This is a genomic window from Pseudomonas citronellolis (assembly GCF_029335315.1).
GTDB lineage: Bacteria > Pseudomonadota > Gammaproteobacteria > Pseudomonadales > Pseudomonadaceae > Pseudomonas > Pseudomonas citronellolis_A.
This window is the reverse complement of sequence record NZ_JARJLT010000287.1, coordinates 1-26,798: the sequence shown is the minus strand read 5'-3', so window position 1 is coordinate 26,798 and position 26,798 is coordinate 1. Positions and strand designations below refer to the sequence as shown.

At 70.6% G+C, this 26,798-nt stretch carries 21 protein-coding genes; 3 read left to right on the top strand and 18 right to left on the bottom strand.

All coding sequences use genetic code 11. The features are described 5' to 3' along the window. From P3W75_RS21535 to P3W75_RS21465, 15 genes are all read right to left on the bottom strand, one after another. A complete protein-coding gene (locus tag P3W75_RS21535) occupies positions 1-468 on the bottom strand; it encodes a type II secretion system protein (RefSeq protein WP_276229340.1) in 468 nt (155 codons plus the stop codon). Beyond that, positions 465-2,300, bottom strand: a complete 1,836-nt coding sequence (locus tag P3W75_RS21530) for a secretin N-terminal domain-containing protein (protein ID WP_276229339.1) — start codon at positions 2,298-2,300, stop codon at positions 465-467. The genes P3W75_RS21535 and P3W75_RS21530 overlap by 4 nt, the downstream gene beginning before the upstream one ends. Then, positions 2,297-2,812 carry a secretion system X translation initiation factor gene (locus tag P3W75_RS21525; protein ID WP_276229338.1) on the bottom strand — a complete coding sequence of 172 codons (516 nt, stop codon included), beginning with the start codon at positions 2,810-2,812 and terminating at the stop codon, positions 2,297-2,299. The genes P3W75_RS21530 and P3W75_RS21525 overlap by 4 nt, the downstream gene beginning before the upstream one ends. Then, positions 2,812-3,360 (bottom strand): GspMb/PilO family protein, encoded by a 549-nt coding sequence (locus P3W75_RS21520; RefSeq protein ID WP_276229337.1) that lies wholly within the window; start codon positions 3,358-3,360, stop codon positions 2,812-2,814. Before P3W75_RS21520 ends, P3W75_RS21525 begins: the two co-directional genes overlap by 1 nt. After that, positions 3,347-3,889, bottom strand: a complete 543-nt coding sequence (locus P3W75_RS21515; protein ID WP_276229336.1) for a pilus assembly protein — start codon at positions 3,887-3,889, stop codon at positions 3,347-3,349. The genes P3W75_RS21520 and P3W75_RS21515 overlap by 14 nt, the downstream gene beginning before the upstream one ends. A gap of 1 nt (position 3,890) precedes the next feature. Next, on the bottom strand, positions 3,891-4,679 hold the full coding sequence (locus tag P3W75_RS21510) for a hypothetical protein (protein ID WP_276229335.1): 789 nt from the start codon (positions 4,677-4,679) through the stop codon (positions 3,891-3,893). Then, positions 4,660-6,375, bottom strand: a complete 1,716-nt coding sequence (locus P3W75_RS21505) for a GspE/PulE family protein (RefSeq protein ID WP_430765399.1) — start codon at positions 6,373-6,375, stop codon at positions 4,660-4,662. Before P3W75_RS21505 ends, P3W75_RS21510 begins: the two co-directional genes overlap by 20 nt. 75 nt (positions 6,376-6,450) lie before the next feature. Next, on the bottom strand, positions 6,451-6,993 hold the full coding sequence (locus P3W75_RS21500; RefSeq protein WP_276229334.1) for a response regulator: 543 nt from the start codon (positions 6,991-6,993) through the stop codon (positions 6,451-6,453). 109 nt (positions 6,994-7,102) lie between these two features. Then, entirely contained in the window at positions 7,103-8,137 is a 1,035-nt protein-coding gene (locus P3W75_RS21495; protein ID WP_276229333.1) for a peptidylprolyl isomerase, read from the bottom strand. Beyond that, positions 8,134-9,681, bottom strand: a complete 1,548-nt coding sequence (locus tag P3W75_RS21490) for a cytochrome c/ABC transporter substrate-binding protein (protein WP_276229332.1) — start codon at positions 9,679-9,681, stop codon at positions 8,134-8,136. Before P3W75_RS21490 ends, P3W75_RS21495 begins: the two co-directional genes overlap by 4 nt. Positions 9,682-9,683: 2 nt before the next feature. After that, a complete protein-coding gene (locus tag P3W75_RS21485) occupies positions 9,684-10,352 on the bottom strand; it encodes an SCO family protein (RefSeq protein ID WP_276229331.1) in 669 nt (222 codons plus the stop codon). Then, the gene (locus P3W75_RS21480) at positions 10,349-10,993 is read right to left on the bottom strand and encodes an SCO family protein (protein WP_276229330.1); all 645 of its coding nucleotides are present in this window, start codon (positions 10,991-10,993) and stop codon (positions 10,349-10,351) included. Before P3W75_RS21480 ends, P3W75_RS21485 begins: the two co-directional genes overlap by 4 nt. Before the next feature lie 34 nt (positions 10,994-11,027). Beyond that, the gene (locus P3W75_RS21475; RefSeq protein ID WP_276229329.1) at positions 11,028-12,920 is read right to left on the bottom strand and encodes a cytochrome D1 domain-containing protein; all 1,893 of its coding nucleotides are present in this window, start codon (positions 12,918-12,920) and stop codon (positions 11,028-11,030) included. A 17-nt stretch (positions 12,921-12,937) separates the two neighbouring features. Continuing rightward, positions 12,938-18,835, bottom strand: a complete 5,898-nt coding sequence (gene mnxG / locus P3W75_RS21470; RefSeq protein ID WP_276229328.1) for a manganese-oxidizing multicopper oxidase MnxG — start codon at positions 18,833-18,835, stop codon at positions 12,938-12,940. Between the two features lie 582 nt (positions 18,836-19,417). After that, positions 19,418-20,029 (bottom strand): lytic transglycosylase domain-containing protein, encoded by a 612-nt coding sequence (locus tag P3W75_RS21465; protein WP_430765400.1) that lies wholly within the window; start codon positions 20,027-20,029, stop codon positions 19,418-19,420. A gap of 209 nt (positions 20,030-20,238) precedes the next feature. On the opposite strand from P3W75_RS21465, the gene gspG reads away from it, so the two are divergent. Both gspG and P3W75_RS21455 read left to right on the top strand, forming a co-directional pair. Continuing rightward, positions 20,239-20,676 (top strand): type II secretion system major pseudopilin GspG, encoded by a 438-nt coding sequence (gene gspG / locus P3W75_RS21460; protein WP_276229327.1) that lies wholly within the window; start codon positions 20,239-20,241, stop codon positions 20,674-20,676. A gap of 2 nt (positions 20,677-20,678) precedes the next feature. Continuing rightward, entirely contained in the window at positions 20,679-21,869 is a 1,191-nt protein-coding gene (locus P3W75_RS21455; protein ID WP_276229326.1) for a type II secretion system F family protein, read from the top strand. A gap of 1 nt (position 21,870) precedes the next feature. Here the strand turns inward: P3W75_RS21455 and P3W75_RS21450 are convergent, their stop codons facing one another. The 3 genes from P3W75_RS21450 to zapE form a co-directional block, all read right to left on the bottom strand. Then, positions 21,871-22,086: a hypothetical protein gene (locus P3W75_RS21450; RefSeq protein WP_276229325.1), complete on the bottom strand. Its 216-nt coding sequence runs from the start codon at positions 22,084-22,086 to the stop codon at positions 21,871-21,873. 149 nt (positions 22,087-22,235) lie between these two features. Continuing rightward, complete coding sequence (locus P3W75_RS21445) at positions 22,236-23,078, bottom strand: IclR family transcriptional regulator domain-containing protein (RefSeq protein WP_276229324.1); 843 nt, start codon at positions 23,076-23,078, stop codon at positions 22,236-22,238. A gap of 478 nt (positions 23,079-23,556) precedes the next feature. Beyond that, a complete protein-coding gene (gene zapE / locus P3W75_RS21440) occupies positions 23,557-24,660 on the bottom strand; it encodes a cell division protein ZapE (protein WP_276229323.1) in 1,104 nt (367 codons plus the stop codon). Between the two features lie 186 nt (positions 24,661-24,846). Here zapE and P3W75_RS21435 point away from each other — a divergent pair, with 186 nt between their 5' ends. Further along, complete coding sequence (locus P3W75_RS21435; RefSeq protein ID WP_276229322.1) at positions 24,847-26,745, top strand: di-heme-cytochrome C peroxidase; 1,899 nt, start codon at positions 24,847-24,849, stop codon at positions 26,743-26,745. The last annotated feature ends 53 nt before the right edge of the window (positions 26,746-26,798 follow it).

Genomic DNA, 26,798 nt, shown 5'->3' with positions numbered 1-26,798 from the left:
TCACCACTCCCGGTAGGCGATGCCGTTGAGGCCCTTGCCGCGGGCCTGGGAATACACGTCGAAGACGTCCTCGCCCTCGCGCGGGTCGTCCGCCGGGCTGGCGTAGGAACGCAGGCCCCACTGTTCCAGCGCCGGCTGGCGGCCGTCGGCCAGCGGGTCGTTGGGGATGCGGCGCAGGAAGTACAGCTTGGCGCCCTTGGCGCTGCGCACGTCGCGCACGCCGTCCACCAGCACCTTGAGGTCCGGCGGGTAGCCGCTGGTGGCGGCGGATTTCTCGATGCGCCCGGCGTCGCTGGCGCGCTTGTAGGCGTCGATGGCGTCGCGCAGCTGGTACAGCGCGGTGCGCAGCTCCTGCTCCTTGCCGCGGCGCACCAGGGTCTCGCCCAGGGGCGCGGCCATGCTGGCGAGCAGGCCGATGATGGCCAGGGTGATGACCACCTCGATCAGCGTGAAACCGCGCGCGCTCACGGCCCCACCTCCACCCGCACGTTGGGCGCGGCGGCCAGCGGCGGGCGCTCGGTCGACAGCGCGGCGGAGTCGTCGCGGGTGTCCATCGGGCGGATCTGCATGCTGCTCTCGGTGCCGGAGGGGAACTCCATGTCCGCCGGGTTCTGGTACGGCAGGTTGCGCACGATGTGCGGGGTGATCGACAGCACCAGCTCGGACTTGCCGATGGTGTCCTTGTTGCTGCCGAACAGCCGGCCGATGCCGGGGATGTCGCCCAGGCCGGGGATCTTGTTGCCGGTGGCGTCGTGCTGGTTGCGCATCAGCCCGGCGAGGATCTGCGTCTCGCCGTCGTGCAGGCGCAGGGTGGTCAGCGCGTTGCGGGTGTCGACCTGGACCGGGATGGTGCCCTGGCGGGTCGGCTCCAGCTGGGTGGCGTTGCTCACTTCCAGGGCGATCTTGATCGCCACCTCGTTGTTCAGGTGGACGATGGGCTGCACCTCCAGCTTCAGGCCGACGTCGAGGTAGGTGATGCTCTCGGTGATCACCGGGCCCTGGGTCGAGGGCATCGAGGTGGCGCTGACGATCGGCACCCGTTGGCCGATGTGGATGCGCGCCTGCTCGCGGTTGCTGACGCGGATCACCGGGCTGGCCAGGGTGTTCACTTCGTTGTCCTGGGCGTTGATCTTCAGCTGCGGCGACGGCGCGATGGTGATGCGGCTGGAGTCGATGCCGCGCAGCTGGTTGAGGATGGTCACCGCGCTGCCGTCGTCGTTGATCACCCCGAAGGTGTTCGGCCACTGCAGGCCGAGGTCGAGGATGCGCTGCTTGGCCACCTCCATCACCTCCACCTCCAGCACCACCTCGGGGTTGGACTGGTCCTGGGCCTGCAGCAGCTTCTCGGCCATGCGCACGGCGTCGGCGCTGTCGCGCATGGTCAGGGTGTTGAGGCGCTCGTCGATGAACACGTCGCGGGTCTTGAGCATGGTCTTGACCATGTTCATCGCGGTGTTGGCGTCGATGTTGGTCAGGTAGAAGGTGCGCATCACCAGGTCCTGGTAATCCTTCTGCTTCTGCGGCGAGTCCGGGTAGATGAGGATGGTGTTGTCGTTCACCATCTTCTGGTGCAGCTGGTTCTGCTGCAGCAACAGGCCCACCGCGTCCTCGATGCGCACCTGGCGCACGAAGATGGTCGCCTTCATGTCCGGGCGCACGTCCTTGTCGAAGATGAAGTTGAGCCCGGCGGCGCGCGACAGCACCTCGAAGATCATCTTCAGGCTGGCGTCGCGGAATTCCAGGGTCACCGGGCGGTCCAGGCGCGAGCGCAGCTGCGGGTACTGGGCGACGTTGCGGCCACGGATCAGGTCGACGTTGCGCTGCAGCTCGGCGGCCTCGCGGTTGCCCGGGTCGAGGGCGAGCATCGCGCGCACCTGGCGCTCGGCCCCCACCAGGTCGCCACGGCGCAGGTCGGTCTGGCCCTGGATCAGCATGGCGTTGACGTTGCGCATCTGCTCCAGCTGGAACAGCGCGTCGCGGGCGCGGCCGTTCTCCGGCTCGATGCCGAGCACCCGGCGGTAACCGTTCTGCGCCGAGTTGAAGTCGTGCTGGGCGCGGTCGAGGTCGGCCTGGGCCAGCAGCGCCTTGACCGCCCGCGCCCGCGCGGTGGTCAGGGTGATCTTGCGCGTCGGGTCGCGCGGGTCCTCGTCCACCGCCTGCTGCAGGCGTTCGAGGCCGGCTTCGTACTTGCCGTCGCCGATCAGCAACAGGCCTTGGTCACGGGCGAGGTCGGCGGCGCAGCCGGCGAACAGCAGGCAGGACAGCAGACAGAACGGCAGGGCCTTGCAGCGAGTCCTCATGGTGTTGCCTCCATGACCAGCGACTGCGCCACCTTCAGTGGCAGGTAGACCAGGGTCAGGCGATCGTCGGCGATGCGCTCGACCCGGTAGGTGTCATCGATGACGTCCCCGCTGCGCACGATCAGCACCCGCTCGCCGTCGCGCAGGAACACCTGGCGCTGAGCGGCGTCGTCCATGCGCCCGAGGAACTGGAACGGCAGCGCCGGGGCGCTGGGTGGCGGCGGTGCCACGGCCGCCGCGGCGGCGGCCAGGGCGGCGGCGTCCGGCGCCGGCTTGGGCTTGCGCCAGCTCTGCACCGGGAACAGGTCGGGGCCGGCGCGCCAGGCGTTGGCGGCGGGCTCGGCGGCGGCGACTGTGGCCGCGCCGGCGGGCGCGGCCGCCGCCGGCTTGGCGCCCGGCGCGGCGGCGCGCAGGGCCACTATCGGGGCGTCGCGCTCGAACAGCTGCGGGCCCAGCGCCAGGGCCGCGGCGCCGCCGAGGAACAGCATCCAGAACAGCAGGCGCCGGTTCATCACGACCTCGACAGGTAGAGGGTCATGCGCAGCCGCCCGCCCAGCTGGGCGTCGGCGATGCGCTTGCGTTGCAGCTCCAGGTCTTCCAGCACCAGCGCCGGCAGCTCGCGGCCGAGGGCGTGGAGGAAGCGCCGCAGCTGGGCGTAGCTGCCGCTCACCGGCAGCACGATCTGGTAGCGCGCCAGGCGCGTCTGCGGGTCGATGCCCAGGGCGTATTCGCCGCGCGCCAGGCTGATGTGCTCGCGCTCGGCGAGCAGGTAGATGCGGTCCAGCGCCTGGGTCGCCTGCAGCTGCGCGGGCAGGCGCTGGTGGAAGTCGTCCAGCTGCCGCCCCGGCACCAGCGGCGCCGGCGCCACGCCGCGTTCGACATCGGCGAGCAGGCGCGCGGCCTCGTGGTTCCGCGCCTGCAGGCGCTCGCCGGCGCACCAGGCCGGCCACAGGCCGCAGCCGGCGTAGAGCAGGCTGGCCAGCAGCAGGCCGAGGCCGAGCAGCGCCGGCCAGCCGGCGCGCTGCAGGCGTTCGCGGGCGAGCAGGCTATGGACGCGCATCGCCCACCTCCCAGGTCGCCAGCAGGTTGAACAGGATCGGCCGCTCCGCCTGCTTCACCTTCACCTCGTGGTTGAGCAGCGACACGTCGCTCAGCTCGGCGCTGGCCTCCAGGCGCTGGTGGAACGCCAGCATGGCTTCCAGGTTGCGCGCCTCGGCGCTGATGCGCAGCTGGCCCTTGCGCGCGTCCGGGGCCAGCGAGAGCAGCGCGATGTCCTCGCGCGGCAGCGTTTCGAGCATGCCGAACAACTGCTCCCAGGGCCGCCGCAGCTGCGCCGACACGCGTTTCATCTCGACCAGGGCGGCCTGCTGCGCGCGGCTCTCGGCCGGCGACAGCGGCGCGGCGGCCTCGTTGCCGCCGTTCAGGCGCCGCTCGCTGTGGCGCAGCTGCTGCTCCTGCTGCTGGCTGTGGCCGTCCAGCCAGAAGCCCAGCGAGGCCACCAGCAGGCCGGCCAGCACGCCGGCCGCCAGGGTCGCCCAGACCAGCGCGGTGGGCCGGCGCGGCTGGAAGTCCAGGTCCAGGGCGCGCATCTCAGTGCACCGTCCGCGCCATCAGCAGGCGCACGTCCCAGTCGGCGTCCGGCGCCGTCTCGGCGAGCACCCGGCAGGCGCCATCGAGCGCCGGCCGGGGCTCCTGGCGGCGCCCCGGCGCGTGGACGAACAGCGGCAGCGCCTGGGTGCCCTCTTCCATCAGCCGCAGCTGGCGTTGCAGCAGCGCGCCGAGTTCCTCGTCGCTGTCGCCGCAGCCCTGGCTGAACACCCGCTGCCATTGCCCGGCCTGCGCCACCAGCCCGGTGCTGCGCTCCGGCTCGGCGACCAGGAAGATGAAGTCGTCGCCCGGCAGGTGGGCGCGGAAGTGGTTGTAGGCGGCCATCAGGTACGGCTGCACCGAGAGCAGCCGCAGGCCGCGCTCGGCGGCCAGCTCGCGCAGGCGCTGGAGCAGTTCCTGGGGGATGGCCGCAGCCAGGCGCGGCAGGCCTTCGCCCTCGGCGCTGACACTGAGCTGCCAGGCCACCTCGCCGCTGCCGAAGATACTTTCCAGGCAGGCGCCGGCGTATTCCAGCAGCTCGGCCGGGGTGGTGATGGCCGCGCACCAGGGCACCCGGCAGAAGCGGCAGTACTGGCTGGACAGCACCACCCAGAGGTCGGCGCGCGCGCGCTGCTCGCCGAGCAGGCCGCCGAGGGCCTCCAGCGCCGAGCTCCAGCCGCCGATGCAGGCGACGTCGCCCAGCCACTCCAGGTCGTCGGCGCGGCGCCGGTACAGCCCCACGCCGGAGGCCCCGAGCACCGCCACGTATCGCTCACGCCACGAAAGTGACACGGTTGATCTCCTCCAGGGTCGTGCGACCCTCGCGTACCAGTTCCAGGGCGGAGGCGCGCAGCAGGCGCAGGCCACGGCTGCAGGCCAGGTCGCGGATGCGCGAGAGCGGCTGGCGCTCGACGATCATCTGCCGCAGGTCGTCGTCCAGGCGCAGCAGCTCGGCGATGGCGGTGCGCCCGCGGTAGCCGCTGCCCCGGCAGCGCCCGCAGCCCACGGCGCGGACGAAGCGGTGCTCGTGTATGGCGTGCGGGTCGAGGCCGGCGTCGCGCAGCTCGCTGGCTTCCGGGGTGTAGGGCTGGGCGCAGGACGGGCAGGCCAGGCGGATCAGGCGCTGGGCCAGCACGGCATTGAGCGCGGAGACGAAGCTGTAGGGGTCGACTTCCATCTGCGCGAAGCGGCCGATGACGTCGAACACGTTGTTGGCGTGGATGGTGGTGAACACCAGGTGCCCGGTGAGCGCGGACTGCACGGCGATCTGCGCGGTGTCCGGGTCGCGGATCTCGCCGACCATGATCTTGTCCGGGTCGTGGCGCAGGATCGAACGCAGGCCGCGGGCGAAGGTCAGGCCCTTCTTCTCGTTCACCGGAATCTGCAGCACGCCGGGGAGCTGGTACTCCACCGGGTCCTCGATGGTGATGATCTTGTCCACGCCGTGGTTGATCTCGGTGATCATCGCGTACAGCGTGGTGGTCTTGCCGCTGCCGGTGGGGCCGGTCACCAGCACCATGCCGTAGGGCTCGCAGGCCAGCCGGCGCAGGGCCAGCAGGGTCTCGTCGGCGAAGCCCAGGGCCTCCAGGCGCACGCCCTGCACGCGGTCGGCCAGGTCCTGCTTGTCGAGCACCCGCAGCACCGCGTCCTCGCCGAAGATGCTCGGCATGATCGACACCCGGAAGTCGATCTGCCGGCCATTGATGGCGATCTTGAAGCGGCCGTCCTGGGGCACGCGCTTCTCGCCGATGTCCAGCTCGGCCATCACCTTGACCCGCGACACCACCTGGTCGGCCAGCTCCTGCCCGGCCACCTTGCCGATGGCGGCGAGCACCCCGTCGACCCGGTACTTGATCGCCAGGCCGTTGCCGGTCATGCCCAGGTGGATGTCGCTGGCGTGCATCTTCAGCGCGTCGTAGAGCGTCGAGTTGACCAGCTTGATGACCACGCTGGAGTCCTCGCTGATGCTGGTCAGCGACAGCGACTCCAGGCTTTCCAGCTCGGCCCCGGCGACGGCGTCGGCCTGCAGCGAGGCCACCGCGTGGAAGCCTTCCTCGTGCTTGGCCAGGTAGGCGCGCAGGCCGGCGACCTGCGCCAGGTACAGCGGCGCGCCCTGCAGGCATTCGTCGATCCAGGCCAGGCGGGCGTCGTCGAAGGGGTCGGCGAACACCCCGACCTCGCGCTCGCCCAGGCGGACCATGACGAATTCGCGCTTGAGCGCCTGGGCCAGGCTGACGCGCTCGAACAGCGGCGCGCAGGCGAACAGCTCGGCGTCGCTCAGCACGGGGTAATGCAGGGTGGCGCCGAGGTTCGCCAGGAAGGCGTCGGCGCCCAGATCGGCGAGGGCCTGCAAGGCCTCCAGGGGGGGCTCGTCCTGGCTGACGGCGCGTTGCCGCGCGGCGCGCATCAGGGCGTCCGGGAACACCTGCGGTTGCTCTGCCGTGACCGGCCTGGCAAGCGCATCCACCGCCAGCGAGAGACTGTCCATGGGCGGACCTCCTGGTCCCTGGAACAATCGTTCACCGGCAAAGCCCCGGCCTCAGGCCGGCTTCCCATGGGCCGCTTACGGCTTGCGGGTGTTCCCCCCACTGGCCAACGGGTCGTCATCCGCGTCCTGATCGGGTGGCCCCGCCTGCCGGCGATCACCCAGGACCCAACTGCCGTCGTACAGCCGCAGAGGGAAGGTCTCTGCCTTGACCCGGCGCCGCTCGACGAACCCGTCCTGTTTGTCCACCCGCCCCTGGTGGGGCACCTGCAAGAGTTCGAGGACCGTACGCGCCAGTTCCGCCAGCGGGAAGGGCTTGAACAGGATGTGGCTGATGCCCAGTCGGGCCGCCCGGTCACGGACCTCGTTGGTCGGATGGCCGGTGATCAGCACACAGTGAACACTCCTGTCGCGGCGGATGGCGTTAAGGACCTCGAATCCCTCCATGTCGGGCAGACGGTAGTCGAGCACGATCAGCTCCGGCTGGAAGCTGGCGGCCTGGGCGATCGCCTCGGCGCCATCATTCGTCACGCGGACATCCAGGCCCTTCGCCTCGAGGAAATTGCCGAGGTTCTGCGCGAGGATCTGTTCGTCTTCCACCACCAGTACTTTGTTCGTCAAGGTGGACTCCTGGTTGCCATACAACGCTTCAGCGATACCCGGAGCGCGCCTCGATTGGGCTAACGCACGCTTCATGCCAGGCTCGCCACCCCCAACAGGGCCTCCTATCTCATTGATTTCCCTGGCCCTCGCCGGCGACATTCCCCACTATGGGTGGGGAAGACCCGGCCCGTTGCCCCGGCGTTTCCCCACTTCCGGGGACTGGCCCCCGCCCCGCCCATTCGATGCGCGCCTGCGCGCGCAATCGTCGCAGCCCGGCCTGGCCCGCCTCCGCCGCGCGCTCGCGCTGCAGCCAGGCCCGCACCAGCGGCAGGGCCCGGGTCTCGTCCGGCGGCTGCGCCGCGCGGCGCTCCTCGACGAGAATCAGGTGCCATCCATAGCGACTGTGGACCGGTCCGGCGAGTTCCCCAGGGGCGACGGCGAACGCCACCGCCTCGAATTCCGGAACCATTGTCCCACGTGGAAAATAGCCCAGATCACCGCCAGCGCCAGCGGTCGTGTCGCGCGAGTAGCGCCGCGCCAATTCGGCGAAGTTCTCGCCGCCGCGCAGGCGGCGGGCCAGGGCGCGGGCGCGGCGTTCGTCCTCGGCGTTGCCGGCGGCCAGGAGGATGTGCCGCGCGCGCAGGCTCTCCGGGCGTTGCAGGCGTTCGCGCTGGGCCTCGAAGAAACGCCGCACCTCCTCCTCGCTGGGCGCCGGCGCCTGGCTCAGCGCCGCGTACACCTGCTGCGCCGCCATTTCCTGGCGCAGGTAGGCGCGGTAGGAGTCCGCGTCGAAGCCGGCGTCGGCCAGGCGGGCATCGAACAGCGCCGGCGCGGCGAAGGCCTGGCGGCGCGCGGCGATGGCGGCGTCGAGCGCGGCGGCGTCGATCGTCACCCCCTGGCGCTGGGCTTCCTGCCACAACAGTTCGCGGTCGATCAGTTGCTGCAACGCCTCGTCGCGCAGGCGCCCGTACAGCGTCGGGCTGCGGATCGCCGCCGGGTTGCGGCCGCGCGCCTGGAGGAACTCGGCGAAGTAGCGTTGCAGGCGCCAGTCGCTGATCTCCACGCCATTGACCCGCGCCGCCGCCGGCTCGCCTTCGGCCTGCGCCAGGCCCGCGCCGGCCAGCGCGGCGAGCAGCGCCAGGCCGCGCCAGAGGCCGCTCACAGCGGAGCCTCCAGGCGCACGTAGGGGCCCACGCCATGGAAGCGCCGCTGCGGCAGCTCGACCTTGACGATGTGCGCCCCGCTGCTGCCCACCCGCCGGCCGGGGCCGAAGCCCAGCGGCGGGGTGAGGCCGGTGGCGAACCCGTCGATGCCTTCCAGGGCCTGCACCAGGCCTTCGCGGCTGAGGTTGCGGCCGCTGCGCTTGAGCCCTTCGGCCAGCAGCTGCACCGAGCAGTAGGCGCTCACCTGCAGCAGCGCGTGGCGGCCGTCGAGCCCGCGCAGCTGGCGCGCGGCCTGCAAACCGGCGGTGCCGGCGGCGGTCCAGTCGCCGGGCACGAAGGGGAAGGACAGGAACAGCTGGCCGTCGAAGGCCGTCGGCAGCTCGCCGGTGCTGCCGGCCACCTGCCCGGCCACGGCGAACAGGTACGGCGCCTCGCCTTCGCGCTGGAAGTCGCCCACCAATTGGCTGAAGGGCGCGCCGCCGCCGAGGTAGAACACGCTGTGCGGCGCCACGCCGGCCGGGGTCAGGTCCAGGCCGGGGCCGTAGGGGTGCAGGCGCAGGCGGCTCCAGCCTTCGCCGCCCAGGCGCCGCGCCAGGCGCTGGGCCAGCGCCGCGTCGTTCTGCGGGTACACCAGCCAGCTTTCCTGGGCGCCCAGTTGCAGGCCGTCGGCGGCGTAGCGCGCCAGCGCCAGCAGTTGTTCCCCGAGCCCGGGCAGCGGCTGGAACACCAGCGGGCCGCTGGGCGAGGCGCCCAGCGGCAGCGCGCCGATCAGCGGCACGCCGCGCCGTTGCAGTTCGGCGTCCAGCTCGCCGTCCAGCGCCGGGGCCAGGGAGGTCAGCAGGCCGAACACCTGTTCCTGGTCGAGCAGGCGGCGCAGGCCGCGCAGCGCGCTGTCGCGGTCCGGCCCGGCGTCGGCCAGCAGCAGTTGCAGGCGCCGGCCGTGGATGCCGCCGTTGGCGTTGATGGTCGCCACCGCGCCTTCGAGCACACCGCCGAGGGTGCGCCCCAGGTCGGCCAGCGGGCCGCTGAGCGGCAGCAGGCTGCCCAGGCGCAGGCTGTCCTCGGCGATGCCCGGGTCGTGCTCCTTCTCCAGTTGCTGCAGGTAGCCGAGCAGGCTGTCCATGTCGCGGCTGGACAGGGCGAAGCGCGGCATCGCCGGGTCCAGGCGGTTGCCCGCCGGGTCGCGCCCCTCGCGGATGGCGCGGGCCACGCTGGCGGCGTCGTAGGCCGGGTAGCGGCGGCCGTTGACCTCCTGGCCATAGGCGGTCAGCAGGCGCTGCCAGGTGATGTCCGGCGGGCGTATGCCGCCCTCGGCGCGGCCGCGCCCGTCGGGGCCGTGGCAACTGGCGCAGGGCAGCGCGTCGCCTTCCATCAGCAAGTCACCGGCGCCGACCCGGGCGCTGATCTGCGCCCCCGAGGGCGAGCGGCCTTCGCGGTAGATCAGGCGGCCCTCGACCAGCTCGGCGCCGATCAGCTCGGCGGCGAACGGTCCCAGCCAGGCCAGCAGCGCCAGGCCCAGCGCGGCGAACGGCAGGCGGCGCACGGTCAGCGCCCCGCCAGGGGCATGGAAAGCAGTTGCAGGCGCTGGGCGATGGCGTTCACCGGCGCGTCCGGGCGGATCTTGCTCCAGCGCTTGTTGGCCACGTCGCCGGCGATCAGCAGGGTGGAATGCTGCTCGGGGCTGGGCACCAGGTGGCCCAGGCGGCCGAGTATCAGGGCCATGTCCTGCGCATCGCCGGTGAGGAACAGCCAGCGCGCGCCGTCCACCCCGTGCTTGGCGGCGAAGGCCTTGAGCACCTCGGGGCTGTCGTTGAGCGGGTCGCTGGACAGCGAGACGAACCAGACCTTGTCGGCCATGCCCTCGCCCAGCGCCTCGCGCACCTCCTTGAGCTTGCGGGTGATCAGCGGGCAGGCGTCGTTGCAGTGGGTGAAGATCACGTTGAGCAGCACCACGCGGTCCTTCAGCACGTCGCTGTAGAAGCGCAGGCGGCGGCCGTCCTGGTCGATCACCTGGGTGTCGGTGAAGTACGCCTGCGGGTCGCGGGTGCCGGTGCTCGCGGCCGCCGCCGGTTGCGCCGGCGCGCTGGCGGCCGGCGCGGGGTGGTGCGCCTGGCCGTGCGCGCCTTCGGGATGCTGCTCCTGGGTGTAGTCCTGGGCCAGCGCGTAGGACAAGCCCAGCGCGCCGAGCAGGAAGACGCGGCCCCAGGCGTTCATGGCCGCACCTCCGCGGCCAGGTGGCCGGCGTGGTCGTGTTCGGCGCTGGCCCGCGCGGCCTGCAGCTCGGCCACCTTGGCCTGGAGCACGGCCGGGTCGGTGAAGCCGTAGAAGCGCGTCCAGCGGTCGCTGCGGCCGTCGCCGACCATGATCAGCGGCGGGTGGCTCTCGTAGTCGGCGCTCCAGGCGCCGAGGGCCTTGAGGGTGTCGTCCACCGCCACGGGCTCGCCGGTCAGCCAGCGCCAGCCGGGGCCGGCGTGGTAGCGCCGGGAATAGTCGAGCAGGCGCTGCGGGGTGTCGCGCTGCGGGTCGACGCTGATCGACACCAGGCTGACCTCGCGGCCCACCTGGTCACCCAGGCGCGCCTGCAGCTTGCCCATGATCGAGGACACCAGCGGGCACACGGTGGTGCAACTGGTGTAGACGAAGCCCATCACCACGATGCGCTCGCCCACCAGGTCGCGGCGCAGGTCGACGCTGCGGCCGTCCTGGTCGAGCAGCGGCTGGTCGACGAAGGCCACCTGGCTGGTCTCGCTGTGCCGCGCGGGCTCGGCGTGGCCGGCGTGCTCGCCGGTGGAATGCGCGCCGGCCGTAGCACAGGCCAGCAGGGAGAACGCGAACACCACGGGTTTGAGGTTCATGTCGCACTCCTTGGGTCAACGCGATTATCTGGGTTCAGTGGGTACCGCCGGTGGCCACCGGCAACACCCGCAAGCTGGCGTAGCTGCCCTCGTCGCCGCCCAGGCCGAGCGACGCCGAGCGCACGTGCAGGTACCAGGCGCCGGGCTCGTCGAGGCGCAACGGGGCCTCGTAGACGCCCTCGCCCACCTCCACGGCGGCCACTTCGCGCGGGCGGCTGGACGGCGCCAGGAAGTAGCGCAGGCGCAGGTCGCCCACGCCCTGGCGCGGCGCCGCGCTGCGGCCGTCGACCACGCGGAAGCGCGCCTTCAGCTCGCCGGTCTGCTTCAGCGGCGCGTGGCTGGTGAGGAACTCCACCTTGGGCCCGCCGTAGCGCGCTTCCAGTTGCGGGTCGACGTCCACGTCGGCGCTGAAGCAATGCACCAGCTGCGGCTGGTTGAGCATGAAGGCCACGTCGAACTTGCCGGCCGCCGGCAGGCGCACCCGCGCGCTGTACAGCCCCGGCTGCACCTCGCGCAGGCTCCGGTCGACCACCCGCACCGCGCGCGCCGCGTGGCCCCGGTTGGGGTAGGCGGACATCGGCGCGTTCATCCCCTCGGCGTAGAAGTAGGTGCTGTTGTCCACCGGGTTGACCACGAACACCGAGGTCTGGTCGCGGCCCACCCCCAGGCTTTCCGCCAGCGGCAGGTCGCCGGCCTGGCGCGGCGCGGCGGGGCCGGCCTCGAAGCTCTGCAGGATCGGCACCCGGCCCTGGCCGAGGGACGCCAGGTTGAGCATGGTCACCCGTGGCGTGGACAGCCCGCGGATGTACGCGTACTGGCGGCTGAAGACCAGCTGGTAGGGCTCGCCGGCCACCGCCAGGTCGTGGATCAGCTCGTCGGAACCGGCGTCCAGCACCGCCACGCGGTCCTTCAGGGTGTTCAGCGCCAGGCCGTAGCGGCCGTCGTCGCTGAAGCGCATCGGGCCCAGGCCGCGCCCCACCGCGATGACCTTGCGCAGTTCCAGGCTGCGGGCGTCCACCACGCGGATGCTGCCGTCCTCGCCGTCGGCCACGTATACCGCGTCGGACAGCGGCGAGTAGGCCACCGACAGCGGGTGCGGGCCGGTGCTCAGGGTCTTGCGCAGCTTCAGCCCGGCCACCTCGTAGACGCTCAGGGTGCCACTGTCGCGGTTGCTGACGAAGGCCAGGCGCGAGTCGCGGTCGAAGGCGATCTCGTGGTGGCCCTGGCCGCTGGGCAGGTGCGCGACCAGCTTGCGGGTCTGGGTGTCGATCACGCTGACGCCGGCCCCCTCGCCCTTGTCGACGTTGTTGCCGACCCACAGGTAGCGCCCGTCCGGTTGCAGCGCCACGCGCACCGGCTGGCGCCCGGCTTCGATATTGTCGAGCACCTGGAAGCGCTCGGCGTCGACCACCGCCACCTGCCCGGCCTCGGGCATCGACACGTAGACCTGCTTGCCGTCGGCGCTGGCCGTCCAGTCCAGCGGCGGGCGCTTCAGGTTGATCCGCGCCAGGGTGCTGGTGACCCCGGCCAGCGACACGTTGGGGTCGATCACCGTGAGGCTGGCGTCCTGGTTCATCAGCAGCAGGAAGTAGCTGTTCAAATCCACCAGCGGGCGCGCGCCGAGGCTGTTCTTCAGGTACATGCCGACCCGCGCCTTGCAGCTCATCTCGCCGTGCTGCAGGGCCTGGTCGATCCAGGCGCCGGGGTTGGCCCCGGCCAGCGGCTGGCCGGAGGCCAGGTCGCGGATGCGGAAGCGCACCTCGGCGTAGGCGCCCTCGCGCAGGCGCTCGCCGGCCAGCGGGCTGGCCTGGAACTCGATGCGCAGGCCGTCGCGTTCCAGGCTGCCCTCGGCGGCGGGCTTTTCGGCGGCGCCGACACTGCCCACCAGCAGCGCGCCGAGCGCCGCGACCGCGATCCTTGCCTTCATGCTCGTCTCCTTGCCGTTCACGGATTGACCTGCGGCGGCAGCGGTTCGTCGCTGACCCGCAGGATGCCCCAGAGCCCCGCGGCGTTGCCGAAGGCGGTGTAGTCGCGCATCAGGTAGTCCCCCGGCACCGCGTTGGCGCCGCCGGCGCTGGGGAACATGAAGCTGAAGTGGCCGGCGGGCAGCACGCTTTCCTGGGCGCCGACGTACATCGACATCGGGTTGTAGCCGAAGCGCACCGAGCCGATCCCCGAGGCCGCCATGGGGTAGCCGCCGGCGTCGGATTTCTCCGCCTGGAAGGCGCCCAGGGCCCAGACGTGGCCGTCGAGCTGGAAGGTCGAGCCACGGTCGCCGCCGGAGGACATCAGGATGTGCGTGCGGAACGGCTGCCCCGGGCGCACCTTGAGCACCGGCGTCTGCGGGTCGCCGCCGACCAGGGCGTTGCTGTAGGCCATGTGCGCGTCGGGGATGTCCGCCCAGCCGTGGCCCTCGGCGTGGCCGAAGGGCGCGTTGGGGGCCTTGCCGAAGCGGTACCAGAGCGGCTCGCTGCGGTAGTTGATGGCCATGCCGGAGTTGTCTTCCGGGTCCACCGGCACGCCGAAGCCCTCGGAGGCCATGTTCTCCACCGGCCGGCCGTTGGCCCAGCGCAGGTTCAGGCCCTTCTGCCAGAGCGTGGCGAAGTCGCGGTAGGCGGTGCCGCCGCTGGGTTGCACGGTGGCCGCGGCGCGCGAGGTGGAATCCTCGGTCCAGGTGGCGCCGGCCGGCAGCACGCTCATCATCCCGCCCAGGCCCTTCTGGCCCTGCTTGATGACGTCGGCCGGGAGCAGGTTGAGGCCGCCGAACTCGATGGGCGTGGCGGTGATGTTGTCCACCCGCCGGCCCAGCTGGGTGATCGGCTTGCCTTCGCGCTCCAGGTGCCCGGCGTAGTACTGGTAGGTGCGGCTGGGCCAGGCGCCGCTGCCGCCGGTGCGCGGGGCCACCGTCTGCACCGGGTTGCGGCCGACGTTGAAGCCGTCGGAACGGGTCACGTCGAAGGACAGCAGCTGGGCGTGGATGCCGACGTGGCTGGAGGGCCGCATCAGGTTGTTGTTGAACGCCGTGGAGCCGTCCTGGCCGAAGCGGTCGCGTTTCACCGTGCTCTGCATGATCGCGTAGTTGGTCAGGTCCGGCATCACCAGCGGCAGGCGGTTCTCCAGGGTCACGCTGAGGCACTCGCCGGCGGTGGCGCGCAGCACCAGCGGCTCGATCGGCACGCCGGGCTTGAGCTTGCCCTGGGCGTCCAGGTCGGCCTTGCGCACGTAGAGGATCGCAGTCGGGTCGTGCAGCGGCCCGGACTGCCCGCCGATGGTCAGGGTGGTGCCCTCCTCCGCCTCGGTCACCGTGGCCTGCGGGATGCTCACCGGCCGCGAGTTGAACACCAGGGTGCCGCCGGCCGGGTTGAGCGGGCCGCCGACGTGCTGGCCGACCCCGGCGGTGTCGCCGATGGTCAGGTTCAGCGGGTTGCTGAGGATGTCGTTGGCCAGCGCCGCGACTATCTCGTAGCTGCGCTTGGGCGTGGGCCGCGTGCCGATGCCGTTGAGGTTCGGGCTGGTGCGCGGGCAGGCGCCGTCGAAGGCCGTGGTGTTGCGCGCGGCCAGCGGCGAGGGGTTGTTGGGCAGCGGGAAGAGGTCGTTGCGCGGCGCGGTGTAGTTGCGCATCACGCCCCAGATGCCGCTCCAGTAGCCCTCGATGGCGGCGTCCATGCTGTACAGGTAGTCGGCGGTGTCGCTGGCCGAGCTTGAGAGCATGTTCACCGGCGCCACGAAGCCCAGCTGCTCGGAAATCCCGGCCATCTGCGAGGCGCGCCAGCCGGAGTTCGAGCTGTTGCCGAAGCCGGTGCCGGTCTGCAGCCACTTCAGCCCGTGCAGAGTGACGTTGTGCGCCTCCTCGTAGCCGCCGGCGTTCACCCGCAGGCGCACGTTGTCGCCGGAGTAGGTGCGCAGCATCGGCGTGAAGGGGTCGCCCGCCTCGTCGCCACGGTTGATGTGCGGCGGGAACAGGGTGGCCGCGCCGGTCGGGCCGAGCGCCGAGGTGATGGCGCTGGGCGCCAGGTTCAGCGCCGGGATCTTGCGGTCGGTGCGGCTCTGCAGCGCGTAGGCGAGGTCACCGGCCAGGCCGTCGGCCTGCATCCCGGCGCGGCCGTCGGGCGCGGTGCGGGTCGGGTCGTAGACGCGCAGCCCCACCGGTTCCTGGCGGTAGTTGACGACGAAGATGCCGGGGTCGTCCACCGACACCGCCTGCGGGCACGGCCGACTCGGGCAGCCCGGCACGGCGCCGCCCGGCACTTCGACCATGGACTCCAGCGGGTTCGACGCGGCCTCGCGCACCGGCGGGTTGATCGCGTAGCGGAAGCTGTCGGCGCTGGGCGGGAAGGCGTCGGCGTCCGGCACCCCGTCGGGCCCGGCGCCCACGTACACGCCGGCCTCGTAGGCATGCTGGAAGTCGCTGTACTCCAGGAAGAACTCGCGGAAGCTGTCGTTGTTGCCGTCACCGTCCATGTCGCCGGTGGCGATCACCGCCTGCCACGAGGTGGGCCCGCCGTCCTGGCGGCCGCCGCCGTTGTACAGCGGCTCGCCGGTCTCGGCGTGGTACCAGGTGGAGCCGGCCGGCTCGGCCAGCACGGTGGCGTAGAGCCCCAGCTGCTGGTGGGTGGATGGGCCGAGGTGGTCGTGGGTGAAGATGTTGCCCAGGCCGCGGTCGATGTTGCGGGTGTTCACCAGCGGGTCGGCGAACCAGCGCTGCATCTGGGTGCGCGCGCCGAGCCAGTCGGCGCGACCGTAGCGGCCGAAGAACGGGTGCTGCCTGGCTTTCGGGCACTCGGCGCTGCCGTCGCGGGCGTCGCCCTCGGCGCAGGCGTTGTATTCGCGGATGGCGTGGATGCGCTCCACCACGGCGCCGGGCGAGAGCACACCGTCCTCGTAGTTCCAGCCGTTGGCCGAGCCGTCGGCGGCGGTCAGGTCCCACTTGGGCAGGTGGATGTGCTGGCCGACCACGTCGGTGGGCGTGCGGATCTGGTAGTCGTCCAGCTCGTAGTAGGCCGGGATCAGGTTGGTGTGCTGGTACATGGTGCAGTCGAAGGTGTTCATCCGCATCACCAGCGGTTCCGGCGCCTTCTGCTTGTTGATCACCGGCCAGGCGTCCTCCCACAGGGCGATGATGCGCGCCTGCGGGAAGTGGTAGCCGACCTTGTTGAACACGGCGTCGAACTGGATGTTGGCGCCCTTGTAGATGCGCGGATGGTCGGCGGTGAACTGCGAGGCGCCGCTGAACGACAGGCCGGTGCCGCCGAAGAAGGCGCCGTTGCCGGCGTCGCGGGTCAGGCGCTTGCCCTGGTCGTCCATGCAGGGTTCATAGAAAGGAGCGCCGGCCACCGGCAGGGCGCCGTTGGTACGGAACGCGCGCGGCTCCACCTGGCGGTTCGGCAGCAGCGCATAGCTGGGGTGCGACGCCTGGGCGTGGTAGGCCATGGCGGCCTGCTCGACGTCGGTGCCCTCCTCGGGGAAGTACACGGCCTTGGCGCGGTGGGTCACCTTGGAGAAGTCCAGCGGCGTGGTGGTGGTCTGTGCCTCGCCGCCGGCGGCCATGCCGTCGAGCGCGTGGCGCGGCAGGCCGCCGTCCCAGCCGGCCACCTGGTTCGGGTCGAGGTTGGCCCACAGGGCGTTGCCGCTGGCCTTGAGCGCGCTGGCCTTGGCCGGGTCGAGCATGTCCAGCGGCGGGGTCGGCGGGCGCTGGCCGACGGTGCTTTCGATGCCACCGATCCAGAACGGGTAGCCGGGGTTCTTCAGGCTGCCGTCGGCGTTGCGGTTGGCCTCGCTGCGGTCGACCAGGGCCACCGAGCCGACCACCTGCGCGGTGCCCTCGCCAGTGTTGGGGTGGTCATCATCGCCCTCGTCTTCATCCTCTTCTTCTTCCTCCTCGTTCTGCGCCACCAGCGGCGCGCCCAGCTTCGGCACCACCGTGACCAGGCCGGGCATCGGCGCCATGGCCTTGCCGGGCAGCGGCACTATCGCCGGGATCGGCGTGCCGGCGACGATCTCGCCGTCGGGCAGCGCCCGCGCGCCGTTGGCCGGCTTGCCGCTGCGCAGGGCGAAGGGTTGGGTGTGGAAGCCGTCCTGGCCCTGGGCGGAAACCTCCAGGCGGGTGCCTTCCTCGAACACGTCGTGCACCCGCCACATGGCCCACATGCCCTGGGCGAAGTGCGGGTAGAAGTGGCAGTGGTAGATGGCGTCGCCGGCGACCCGGTTGCGGTTGCCCGAGCCGCCGTTGGCGATCTCGTAGGTGTAGCCCGAGCCCGGGCCGATGCCCTGGGCGTCGATGTAGTCGGAGTTGTCGTCGTTGGGGTTGTACAGCCACTGGTGCCCGTGCAGGTGGAAGATGTGCTGCTCGTAGCCGTTGTGGGTGTTGCGGAATTTGACGAAGTCGCCGATGTAGCTGTGCGCCACGTTCGACGGCTCGGCCGGGTACAGCGCCATGCTCGCCTTGATGCCGGTGGCCTGCGGGTCGGGCACCTCGCCGGGGCGGATGCTCTCGAGGCCGGCGTTGGCCGGCACGTCCACCAGCATCGCCACATCGCCGACGGTGTGCGCGCTGAGGAAGAACTCCTCGTAGGCGCACGACAGGCAGTCGTGCATGGGGCCCACGCCGAGGCGGTTGGCGATCACCTCGGCGCCGATGCCGCCGGCGCCGTAGTTGATCATGAAGGAGTCGCGGGTCGGCTCCAGCACGTGGCCGAACACCGGGTCGTCCCAGTAGCCGGGGAAGGCCTGGGTCACGGCGGTTTCGTCGTTGAACACCGCGGCGAAATCGCGGAACGCCTCCAGGCGGTTGGGCAGCGCCGGGTTGCGCTTGCCGATGCTCTCCAGCGGGTAGGTGCTGGGCGGGAAGCTGCCGTCGGGGTTGGGGCCCATGACGATGGCGTCGACGTCGCTGGCGACGATCTCGTTGCCGTCGACCATGGCGATGATCGGCCGCCCGGCCTTGCCTTCGGTGACCCACGGTTCGCGCTGCGGGTAGCGCGCCTCGTAGTCGACGATCGGCTGGCCGGCGGCGGTGCGCCCGCTGCTGGCCAGGCGCATCTCTTCCTCGGTGATCACGTTGCGGTAGGTGCGCCCGCCCTTGGCCACGACTATCACCTGGGCGAACAGGCCGTTGGCGATGTTGCCGCCGGTGCCTTCGCCGCCGAAGGTCGCGCCCTGGCTGTTGGCGGCGAACACGCCCTCGCGTTCGGCGTAGAGGTTGTAGGTGCGGGTGGCGCCCACCGGCACCAGGAAGTTGCCGTTGCGGCCGACGTTGGAGGCGATGTCCTGGATCGAGCTGACCGCCTGCATGCCGTTCACCGCGAAGCCGACATGCCGGTCGGCGACCTGCTCGTCGGCCTCCACCACCCCAGCGCCGCCCTGCCCGCCGCCCACGGCGCCGGCGTCATCCTCTTCCTCGCCTTCGGGCCCCTCGGCCTCGGTGTCGGTTTCCAGGTCGTCGGCGGAATGCGGGTTGGCCTGCACGGCCAGCAGGTTCTGCAGGTTCACCGTCAGGCAGTCGCCGGCGGCCACGCGCAGCACCAGCGGGCGCGGGCGCTTGTCCGGGCGCAGGCTGACCTTGCCCGGCACCGCCGCGCCACCGCGGCTGAGCGGCACCATCTGCTCGTCCACCACGTCGCTGCGCAGGGCGAAGATCATCCCGTTGACGTTGTGCGCGCCCAGCCGGTTGAACATCAGCGGCTGGTCGAAGGCGACGATATTGGCCACCAGGTTGCGCTGGCACTGCACGGCCGCCTCGGCGGTCAGCTCGGTGCCCGCCGTCAGCAGCAACAGCGCGGTGGCGAGCCATGGGCGGGGCCGCTGGAGGTTCCAGCGAATGAATGGGCGTTGGGGCCTGGTCATGGTCTGGCGCTCCCTGGTTGGGACCTTCACAGGCGCTGGAGCAAGGCCTGTGCCAGACGGATTAATCCTTTTGAATCAGTTAGTTGGATTTTCGAGGGAAGCGCGAGCGGGGGTTTTGGCCCGGCGTTGGGGGGAAATTCGGGGGTGGATTTCCAGCGGCCGTACCCGCACGCTGCCCGTAGGGCGCATAACGCCTACGGCGTTATCCGCCGCCGCCCCATGTACCACGGCCAATGGTGGATAACCGCGAACGGTGATGCGCCCTACGTCGCTGCGTGGGTGGGATCGAAGGCACTGGGTTATTCCCCTTCGGGCCAGCGCAAGCGCTGTTCGCGATGGAGCCGCGTCCCGCGTTCGCGGGAATGACGGTGGTGTCGGTGGCGGTGTCAGGATGGCGCCGGACTACCCACACGCATCGAACGGCCCCCTCTCCCTTCAGTGCGGGGCGCGCAGCCGAGGGCTGGGGAGAGGGCGCGGCGTCAACCTCAAATACCACAGCCACCGGGAAACACCGTTCGCGAGCAAGCTCGCTCCTACACCATCACCCCAGCCACGGGGAAAACCCCCACATCCGGGGCCGCTTCACATCGGCGCCGCGTGCTTGCCCTTGGCCAGCCGCTTGTAGCTCTCCAGCACGCTGGGCACGTAGCGCTGGGTCTCCGCGTAGGGCGGCACCCGCCCGGCCTTGCTCACCGCCTCGGGCCCGGCGTTGTAGGCCGCCACCGCCAGGGCCAGGTCGTTGTCGAAGCGCTGCAACAGTTGCTTGAGGTAGCGCGCGCCGCCACGGATGTTCGCCGCCGGGTCCCACACATCGCCCACGCCCAGCTGCTTCGCGGTGCCCGGCATCAGTTGCATCAACCCGGCGGCGCCCTTCTCCGAGCGGGCCTTCGGGTCGTAGCCGGACTCCACCTGGATCACCGCGTGCAGCAGCGCTTCCGGCACGTCGTTGGCCGCCGCCTCGCTGGCGATCAGCTCGGCGTAGGGGCGCTGCTCCAGGTTCTCGCTCCAGCCGCCGAGCACCAGCTTGCCGGGCGCGGGGCCGGGCATCGGCTCGGGGTACACCTGGGTGTAGCGGCGGCCGGGCTGCTGCAGGTTGGAGAACTCCAGGCTGCCGTCGGCGCCCTCGGAGACGTAGATGTCCGCCCGCGCGCCAAACGCCATGGCCAGCAACAGCCCCGACAAGGTACCAACCAGTGCCTTCGCGTACGTCATGCCCGCCTCCCCGGGGCCGGTGGAAAACGGGGGAAATTCCCCAGTCCCGGCGCCCTGGAGGGCTCTCACGCAAAGCCCGTGCCCGCCGCGCAAGCCCCGTGGCCCGTGGCCTAGCGCCACCGGGCGGGACATAGCACAGGGCTTGCATGGGCCTGCTCGTCCACGCTCATGTCCCCGTGAAGGAGAACGTCATGAACGCTCGCTCCCCGTTCGCCCGCCCGCGCCGCTCGGCGGGTTTCACCCTGCTGGAACTGCTGGTGGTACTGGTGGTGCTCGGCCTGCTGGCCGGGTTGGTCGGGCCGAAGTACTTCAGCCAGCTGGGGCGTTCCGAAGCCAAGGTGGCGCGGGCGCAGATAGAAGGTCTGGGCAAGGCCCTGGACCTCTATCGCCTGGAAGTCGGCCACTACCCCTCCTCCGAGCAGGGCCTGCAGGCGCTGGTGGTGGCCCCCAGCGGCGAGGCGCGCTGGAAGGGCCCGTACCTGCAGAAGGCGGTGCCGCAAGACCCCTGGGGCCGCGACTACCTCTACCGCTCGCCCGGCGAGAACGGCGACTACGACCTGGTGTCGATGGGCAAGGACGGCCAGCCCGGCGGCGAGGGCGAGGACGCCGAAGTCAACAGCTGGCAATAGCCATGCGCTTCCAGGTCAAGGGGCTCGACGCCCACGCCGCCGTGGTCCAGTGCGACATCGAAGCCGCCAGCGCCGCCGACGCCCGCCGCCAGGCCGAACAGCAGGGCCTGCGCGTGCTCGCCCTGCGCGGCGCGCGGGCCTGGACGCTGCACGGCCTGCAACGCCGCGAACGCTTTCCGCTGGTGCTGTTCAGCCAGGAGCTGACCACCCTGCTCGACGCCGGCCTGGCGCTGATCGACGCCCTGGAAAGCCTGGCCGAGAAGGAAGCCGCGAACCTCACCCGCAAGACCTTGCAGGAGCTGGTGCAGCTGCTCTACGAGGGCAAGTCGCTGTCGCAGTCGCTGGCGCGCTTCCCGGACGTGTTCCCGCCGCTGTACGTGGCCCTGGTGCAATCCAGCGAGAAGACCGGCGCGGTGAGCACCGCGCTGCGCCGCTACGTGGCCTACCGCCAGCGCATCGACGAAGTCCGCCAGAAGGTCGCGGCCGCCTCGGTCTACCCGGTGCTGCTGCTGGTGGTGGGCGGCGGCGTGCTGCTGTTCCTGATGGGCTACGTGGTGCCGCGCTTCAGCCTGGTGTTCGAAGGCCTGGGCACCGAACTGCCGTGGCTGTCGCGGGTGCTGATGAACAGCGGCATGCTGCTGCACACGCACTACCAGGCGCTGCTGGTCGGCGCCGTGGCGGGCATCGCCACGCTGACGCTGCTGTTGCGCCGGCCGGGCTTCCGCGCGCTGCTCGCGCGCAACGTCGAGCGCGTGCCGGCGGTGCACCGGCGCCTGGTGATGTACGAACTGGCGCGCTTCTACCGCTCGCTGGGCATCCTGCTGCAAGGCGGCATCCCGCTGCTGACGGCGATGGAAATGGCCAGGAACCTGCTCGGCGCCGTCTCGCGCCCCCGGCTGGACCAGGCCTGCCGGCTGATCCGCGAGGGCCGCGCGCTATCCGACGCGCTGGAGGGCAACCAGCTGTCCACCCCGGTGTCGCTGCGCCTGCTGCGCACCGGCGAGCAGTCCGGCAACCTCGGCGAGATGATGGAGCGCACGGCGGACTTCTACGACGAGGAACTGGGACGCTGGGTGGACTGGTTCATGCGCCTGTTCGAGCCGCTGCTGATGACCGGCATCGGCATCCTCATCGGGGTGATCGTGATCCTGATGTACATCCCCATCTTCGAACTGGCGTCGAGCATCCACTGAGCTAGTCGTCGGTGGAGGGCCAGCGCCGCGCCACCAGCTCGCGAACGATCAGGCAGGCCACGCCGAAACCGAACGCGAACACCACGTGCAGCACGCCGCCATCGAACTCGGTGAGCAGGCGCGGCCAGTCCTGCCAGTCGTGGGCGGTCACCAGGATCAGGGTGCGCATGCCAATCACTATCAGTACCAGGGAAAACGCCAGACCGCTGACTGCCATCAGATCGAGTGCCTTGATCAACAGCTTCTTACGGCCGGGCTCCATTGCAGATACCCCTGCGTACAATTCATCTACAAACCATAGCAAACGGCCAGCGCGCGTCCCCCTCGCGGATCAGTCGTTCGTCAGTGTTTTCGCCCCGTTCGGCCTCAGTGGAACAGGCGCGTGCTCAGCTCGCGGCTGGCCTCCAGCAGCACCGGCAGGAAACGCGTCTCCAGCTCCTGGCGCGACACCCGGCCAACGTGGGTGCCGACGTTGAGCGCGGCCAGCACCTGGCCGGCGGAATCCTTCAGCGGCACGGCCACCGAGCGCAGGCCCATCTCCAGTTCCTGGTCGATGATCACCCAGCCCTGCCGACGGATTTCCGCGATGCTCGCGCGCAGCCCTTCCGGGGTGCTCACGGTGCGGCTGGTCTTCACCTGCAGGTCGGCGTGCAGCAGGTAATCCTCCAGCGCCTGGTCGTCGAGCCCGGCGAGCAGGATGCGGCCCATCGACGTGCAATACGCCGGCAGCCGGCTGCCCACGCTCAGGTCCACGGAAATCAGGCGCTGCGGCGTGGCCGAGCGGGCGATGTAGAGAATCTCGTCGCCCTCCAGCGTGGCCATCGAACAGGCCTCGCGCAGTTGCTCGCTGACGCGGTCGAGCAGCGGCTGCGCGGTGACCGCCAGCGGCGTCGACGACAGGTAGGCGTGGCCCAGGGTCAGCACCTTGGGCAGCAGCGAGTAGGTGCGCCCGTCGGTGGTCACGTAGCCCAGCTTCATCAGCGTGTGCAGGCAACGGCGCACGGCGGCGCGGGGAATCTCGGTGCGGTGGCTGACCTGGGCGATGGTCAGGTGGCGCTTGCGCTCCTGGAACGCGTGGATCACCGCCAGGCCGCGGGCCAGCGACGTCATGAAGTTCGGGTCGCCGGTGAAGGCCTCGATGCGCTTGGCCGGCGAAGCGATGATGGGCGGCGCCAGGGCGGACGTGCTGGGGGAATGTTCGTCGGTCATGGCGCGCTCCAGGTGGCGGACGGATCGGCCGATTATCGAAGCGCCGGGCGATAATCGCAAACATCACCGACCGATAATCGAACACACTCCCCGCAAGTGGCCGAACGGCGGATAACCTCGACGGTTATCCGCCCTACAGAAACCCCACCCTCGGCATTCACCTCAAGCGCCCTGCCGCCTTCAAAGCCACTGGGTCCCCGCGCTCGCGGGGATGACGGATGGAGCGAGCGCGCCCATCCTACCCCGTCACTCCCGCGAACGCGGGAGCCCAGCGCCTTCGGCCCCACGTAGGGCGCATAACGCCCCAAGCGTTATCCGCCACGGTATTCGCCTCAAGCACCCTGCAAACCCCAAAAGCCGCTGGGTCCCCGCATTCGCGGGGAAGACGGACCGGAGTGTGGATTTCAACCCCGTCACTCCCGCGAACGCGGGAGCCCAGCGCCTTCGACCCCACGTAGGGCGCATAACGCCCCAAGCGTTATCCGCCGCCACCACCCTCACGCCCCGCCCCCTCCAACGGCTCCAGCTTCAACTGCCGCAACCGGCTCAGGGTCCGCGCGAAGTCGATGGCGGTGCCGCCCTCGGCCAGCTGTTCCAGCGACACCGAGGCGTACAGCTGCAGGCGCAGCTGGCGGTCGTAGGCGATGTCGATGAAGTTGAGGAAGCGCATGCTCACGTCCGGCGGGTAGTCGCCCAGCGGGCCCAGGCCGCTCACGGCCATGTCCGGGTAGTGCTCGATCAGCCACAGGTAGTCGGCGGCCGAGCGTGGGCGTTCGAACAGCTCGCTGAAATCCAGCCAGGCGCGGCCTTCCTCCAGGGCATGGATGCGCAGCGGGTGGTGGTTCACGCTCAGCACCTGGTCGAACTGCGCCCGCTCGTCCAGGCCCAGGCGCCGGGCGATCAGTTCCAGGTCGTCGGCGCGGGCCGGCCACAGGTAGCTGCCCCAGTTCTCCAGCGGGGTGGCGCGCAGGCGGTAATCCTCGCCGCCATCCAGGGCGATCACATCGAAGCGCTTCTCGATCAGCTCGATGGCCGGGCGGAAGCGCTCGCGGTACAGCGGGTTGGGGCACAGGCCCTCGGGCTCGTAGTTGGAGGTGCAGACCATGCCCACGCCCTCCTCCACCAGCACCTTGAGCATGCGCCCGAGCAGCATGGCGTCGCCGATGTCGTGCACGTGGAACTCGTCGAAGCACAGCAGCCGGGTCTGCGCGGCGATGTCGCGGGCGGCGCGGGCCAGCGGGTCGGCCTGGCCGGTGTAGGCCATCATGCGTACCTGCAATTCCTGCAGGAAGGCGTGGAAGTGCACGCGGCGCTTGGCCTGGATGGGCGCGGAGGCGAAGAAGCAGTCCATCACGAAGCTCTTGCCGCGGCCCACGCTGCCCCACAGGTAGACGCCGGCCGGCGGCTTGCGCAGCCAGGTGCGACGGCCGCCGAGGAAGCCGTCGAGCCAGTCGGCCAGGTGTTCGATGGCGCCGCGCTGCGCCGCGTCGGCGCTGTAGCCGCGCTCGTCGAGGGCCGTGTGGAAGTGCCGCAGCACCCGCGCGGCGGTCGTTTCGTCGTGGAGGGAATGATCGGAACTCAAGACACACCTTTCGACATCACCAACGGTGATATCCCTTTCAAAACCATGGGCGCCCCCGCGCACGCCCGGCAAAGGGTAGCGCAGGCCCAGGGGAAAAACCCTGACTTATGTGCGACATCACCTTGCCAACCGTCAGCGGTGTTGGCATAACAGCGGGCCTGGGTCCCTAATAACAAGGAAGTCACGATGCGCATCGTCGGACGGATCATACTCGCTGTCGTCCTGCTGCTCCTGCTGGTCGCCGGCGTGCTGCTCTGGTACGTAGCCCACCCCAACGTGCCGCAGTACACCGCGCCGGACAAGCTCAACCTGCTGCCGCAGTGGAGCGAGCAGACCCGCGAGCACTACTACTACACGCCCCAGGGCACCCAGGTGAAAGGCCTGCACTACGACTGGTTCACCCAGCTGCGCCAGCCCTTCTCCGACGAGAAATTCGCCGACCCGGCCAACCTCGCCCGCTACGGCTTCCTGATCGACCCCGAACAGCTCAAGCCGGCCAAGGAGCGCAAGCTCGACCCGAACAACCCCGGCAACCTGCCGGTGGGCTTCGCCCGCCACCGCAACGGCGAAACCGGCCCGGAATACCTCGACATCACCTGCTCCGCCTGCCACACCGGCGAGCTGCGCTACAACGGCCAGGCCGTGCGCATCGACGGCGGCGCGGCCATGCACTCCATCGCATCCACCGTGCCCACCGTGCGCGGCGGCGCCTTCGGCCAGGCGCTGGGCATGAGCATGCTGTTCACCTACATCAACCCCTGGAAGTTCGACCGCTTCGCCGACGACGTGCTCGGCAAGAACCCCAACGGCGACGCCAAGGACGAACTGCGCAAGGGCTTCCGCGAAGTGCTCGGCACCCTGCTCGGCACCGCCTTCAACGACACCCGCCGCGGCCTCTACCCCACCGAGGAAGGCCCCGGCCGCGCCGACGCCTTCGGGCGCATCGCCAACGGCGTGTTCGGCGACCACATCAGCCCCGACAACTACCGCGTGGCCAACGCCCCGGTGAACTACCCGCAGCTGTGGGACATCTGGAAGTTCGACTGGGTGCAATGGAACGGCTCGGCCATGCAGCCCATGGCGCGCAACATCGGCGAAGCCCTGGGCGTGGGCGCCACCCTGCAGCTGCTCGACCACGACCAGCCGGTGATGGGCGACGCCCGCTACCAGTCCAGCGTGCGGGTCAACGACCTCTATTCCCTGGAAGAAGGCCTGAAAACCCTCAAGCCGCCGACCTGGCCGGCCCAGGTGTTCGGCGAAGTGGACCTCAAGCGCGCCTCCCAGGGCCGCGCGCTGTTCCGCGAGAACTGCGAGCGCTGCCACGGCCCCCACGTGAAGAAGCCTGGCGACCCGGACTACCTCGCCCCGGCGCGGGTGCCGGAATGGCGCATGACCATGGTCGACACCAGCGTGATCGGCACCGACCCGACCACCGCCGACAACATCGCCAACCACACCTACGACCTCACCCCGCTGAAGTGGCAGCTCAGCGAGCTGAACAACCTCAACGTGCTGCTGGTGCCGCAACCCAAGGAACAGCTGGACCTGACCAAGCTGTCCGCCGCCAAGGGCCTGGCCTACATCACCGCCTACGTCGAGCAGCGCGCCTACCAGGACGCCGGCATCAGCCCCGAGAAGCAGCCGGAAATGAACGGCTACGGCCTGAAGATCGGCGTGCGCGAACTGACCGCCTACAAGGCCCGCTCCCTGGAAGGCATCTGGGCCACCCCGCCGTTCCTGCACAACGGCTCGGTGCCCAACCTGTTCCAGCTGCTCTCGCCGGTGGCCGAGCGCGACACCCAGTTCTACGTCGGCACCTTCGACTTCGACCCGAAATTCGTCGGCTACAAGACGGCGAAATTCCCCGGCGGCTTCCTCTACAAGACCAGCGTCACCGGCAACAGCAACCGCGGCCACGAATTCCGCGACGGCTGCCGCAAGGACGGCGTGATCGGCCGCGCCCTGAGCCCCGACGAGCGCTGGGCGCTGGTGGAATACCTGAAGGTGAAAGGCGACCCGGCCTACGAACCGCGCCTGACCGACGAAACCACCCAACCCTGGACCTCGGGCCCGGCGTGCGAATGACCCCGGCGCGGCTGGCCGGCTAACCCCCGCAGCCCCGTCCCGCACCGTACAGC

What these genes read in the sequence shown, in the direction of transcription:
- P3W75_RS21530 (WP_276229339.1), bottom strand. Translation starts at nt 2,300, where the DNA reads ATGAGGACTCGCTGCAAGGCCCTGCCGTTCTGTCTGCTGTCCTGCCTG.
- P3W75_RS21525 (WP_276229338.1), bottom strand. Translation starts at nt 2,812, where the DNA reads ATGAACCGGCGCCTGCTGTTCTGGATGCTGTTCCTCGGCGGCGCCGCG.
- P3W75_RS21520 (WP_276229337.1), bottom strand. Translation starts at nt 3,360, where the DNA reads ATGCGCGTCCATAGCCTGCTCGCCCGCGAACGCCTGCAGCGCGCCGGC.
- P3W75_RS21515 (WP_276229336.1), bottom strand. Translation starts at nt 3,889, where the DNA reads ATGCGCGCCCTGGACCTGGACTTCCAGCCGCGCCGGCCCACCGCGCTG.
- P3W75_RS21505 (WP_430765399.1), bottom strand. Translation starts at nt 6,375, where the DNA reads ATGGACAGTCTCTCGCTGGCGGTGGATGCGCTTGCCAGGCCGGTCACG.
- P3W75_RS21485 (WP_276229331.1), bottom strand. Translation starts at nt 10,352, where the DNA reads ATGAACGCCTGGGGCCGCGTCTTCCTGCTCGGCGCGCTGGGCTTGTCC.
- P3W75_RS21480 (WP_276229330.1), bottom strand. Translation starts at nt 10,993, where the DNA reads ATGAACCTCAAACCCGTGGTGTTCGCGTTCTCCCTGCTGGCCTGTGCT.
- P3W75_RS21475 (WP_276229329.1), bottom strand. Translation starts at nt 12,920, where the DNA reads ATGAAGGCAAGGATCGCGGTCGCGGCGCTCGGCGCGCTGCTGGTGGGC.
- mnxG (WP_276229328.1), bottom strand. Translation starts at nt 18,835, where the DNA reads ATGACCAGGCCCCAACGCCCATTCATTCGCTGGAACCTCCAGCGGCCC.
- gspG (WP_276229327.1), top strand. Translation starts at nt 20,239, where the DNA reads ATGAACGCTCGCTCCCCGTTCGCCCGCCCGCGCCGCTCGGCGGGTTTC.
- P3W75_RS21455 (WP_276229326.1), top strand. Translation starts at nt 20,679, where the DNA reads ATGCGCTTCCAGGTCAAGGGGCTCGACGCCCACGCCGCCGTGGTCCAG.
- P3W75_RS21450 (WP_276229325.1), bottom strand. Translation starts at nt 22,086, where the DNA reads ATGGCAGTCAGCGGTCTGGCGTTTTCCCTGGTACTGATAGTGATTGGC.
- P3W75_RS21445 (WP_276229324.1), bottom strand. Translation starts at nt 23,078, where the DNA reads ATGACCGACGAACATTCCCCCAGCACGTCCGCCCTGGCGCCGCCCATC.
- P3W75_RS21435 (WP_276229322.1), top strand. Translation starts at nt 24,847, where the DNA reads ATGCGCATCGTCGGACGGATCATACTCGCTGTCGTCCTGCTGCTCCTG.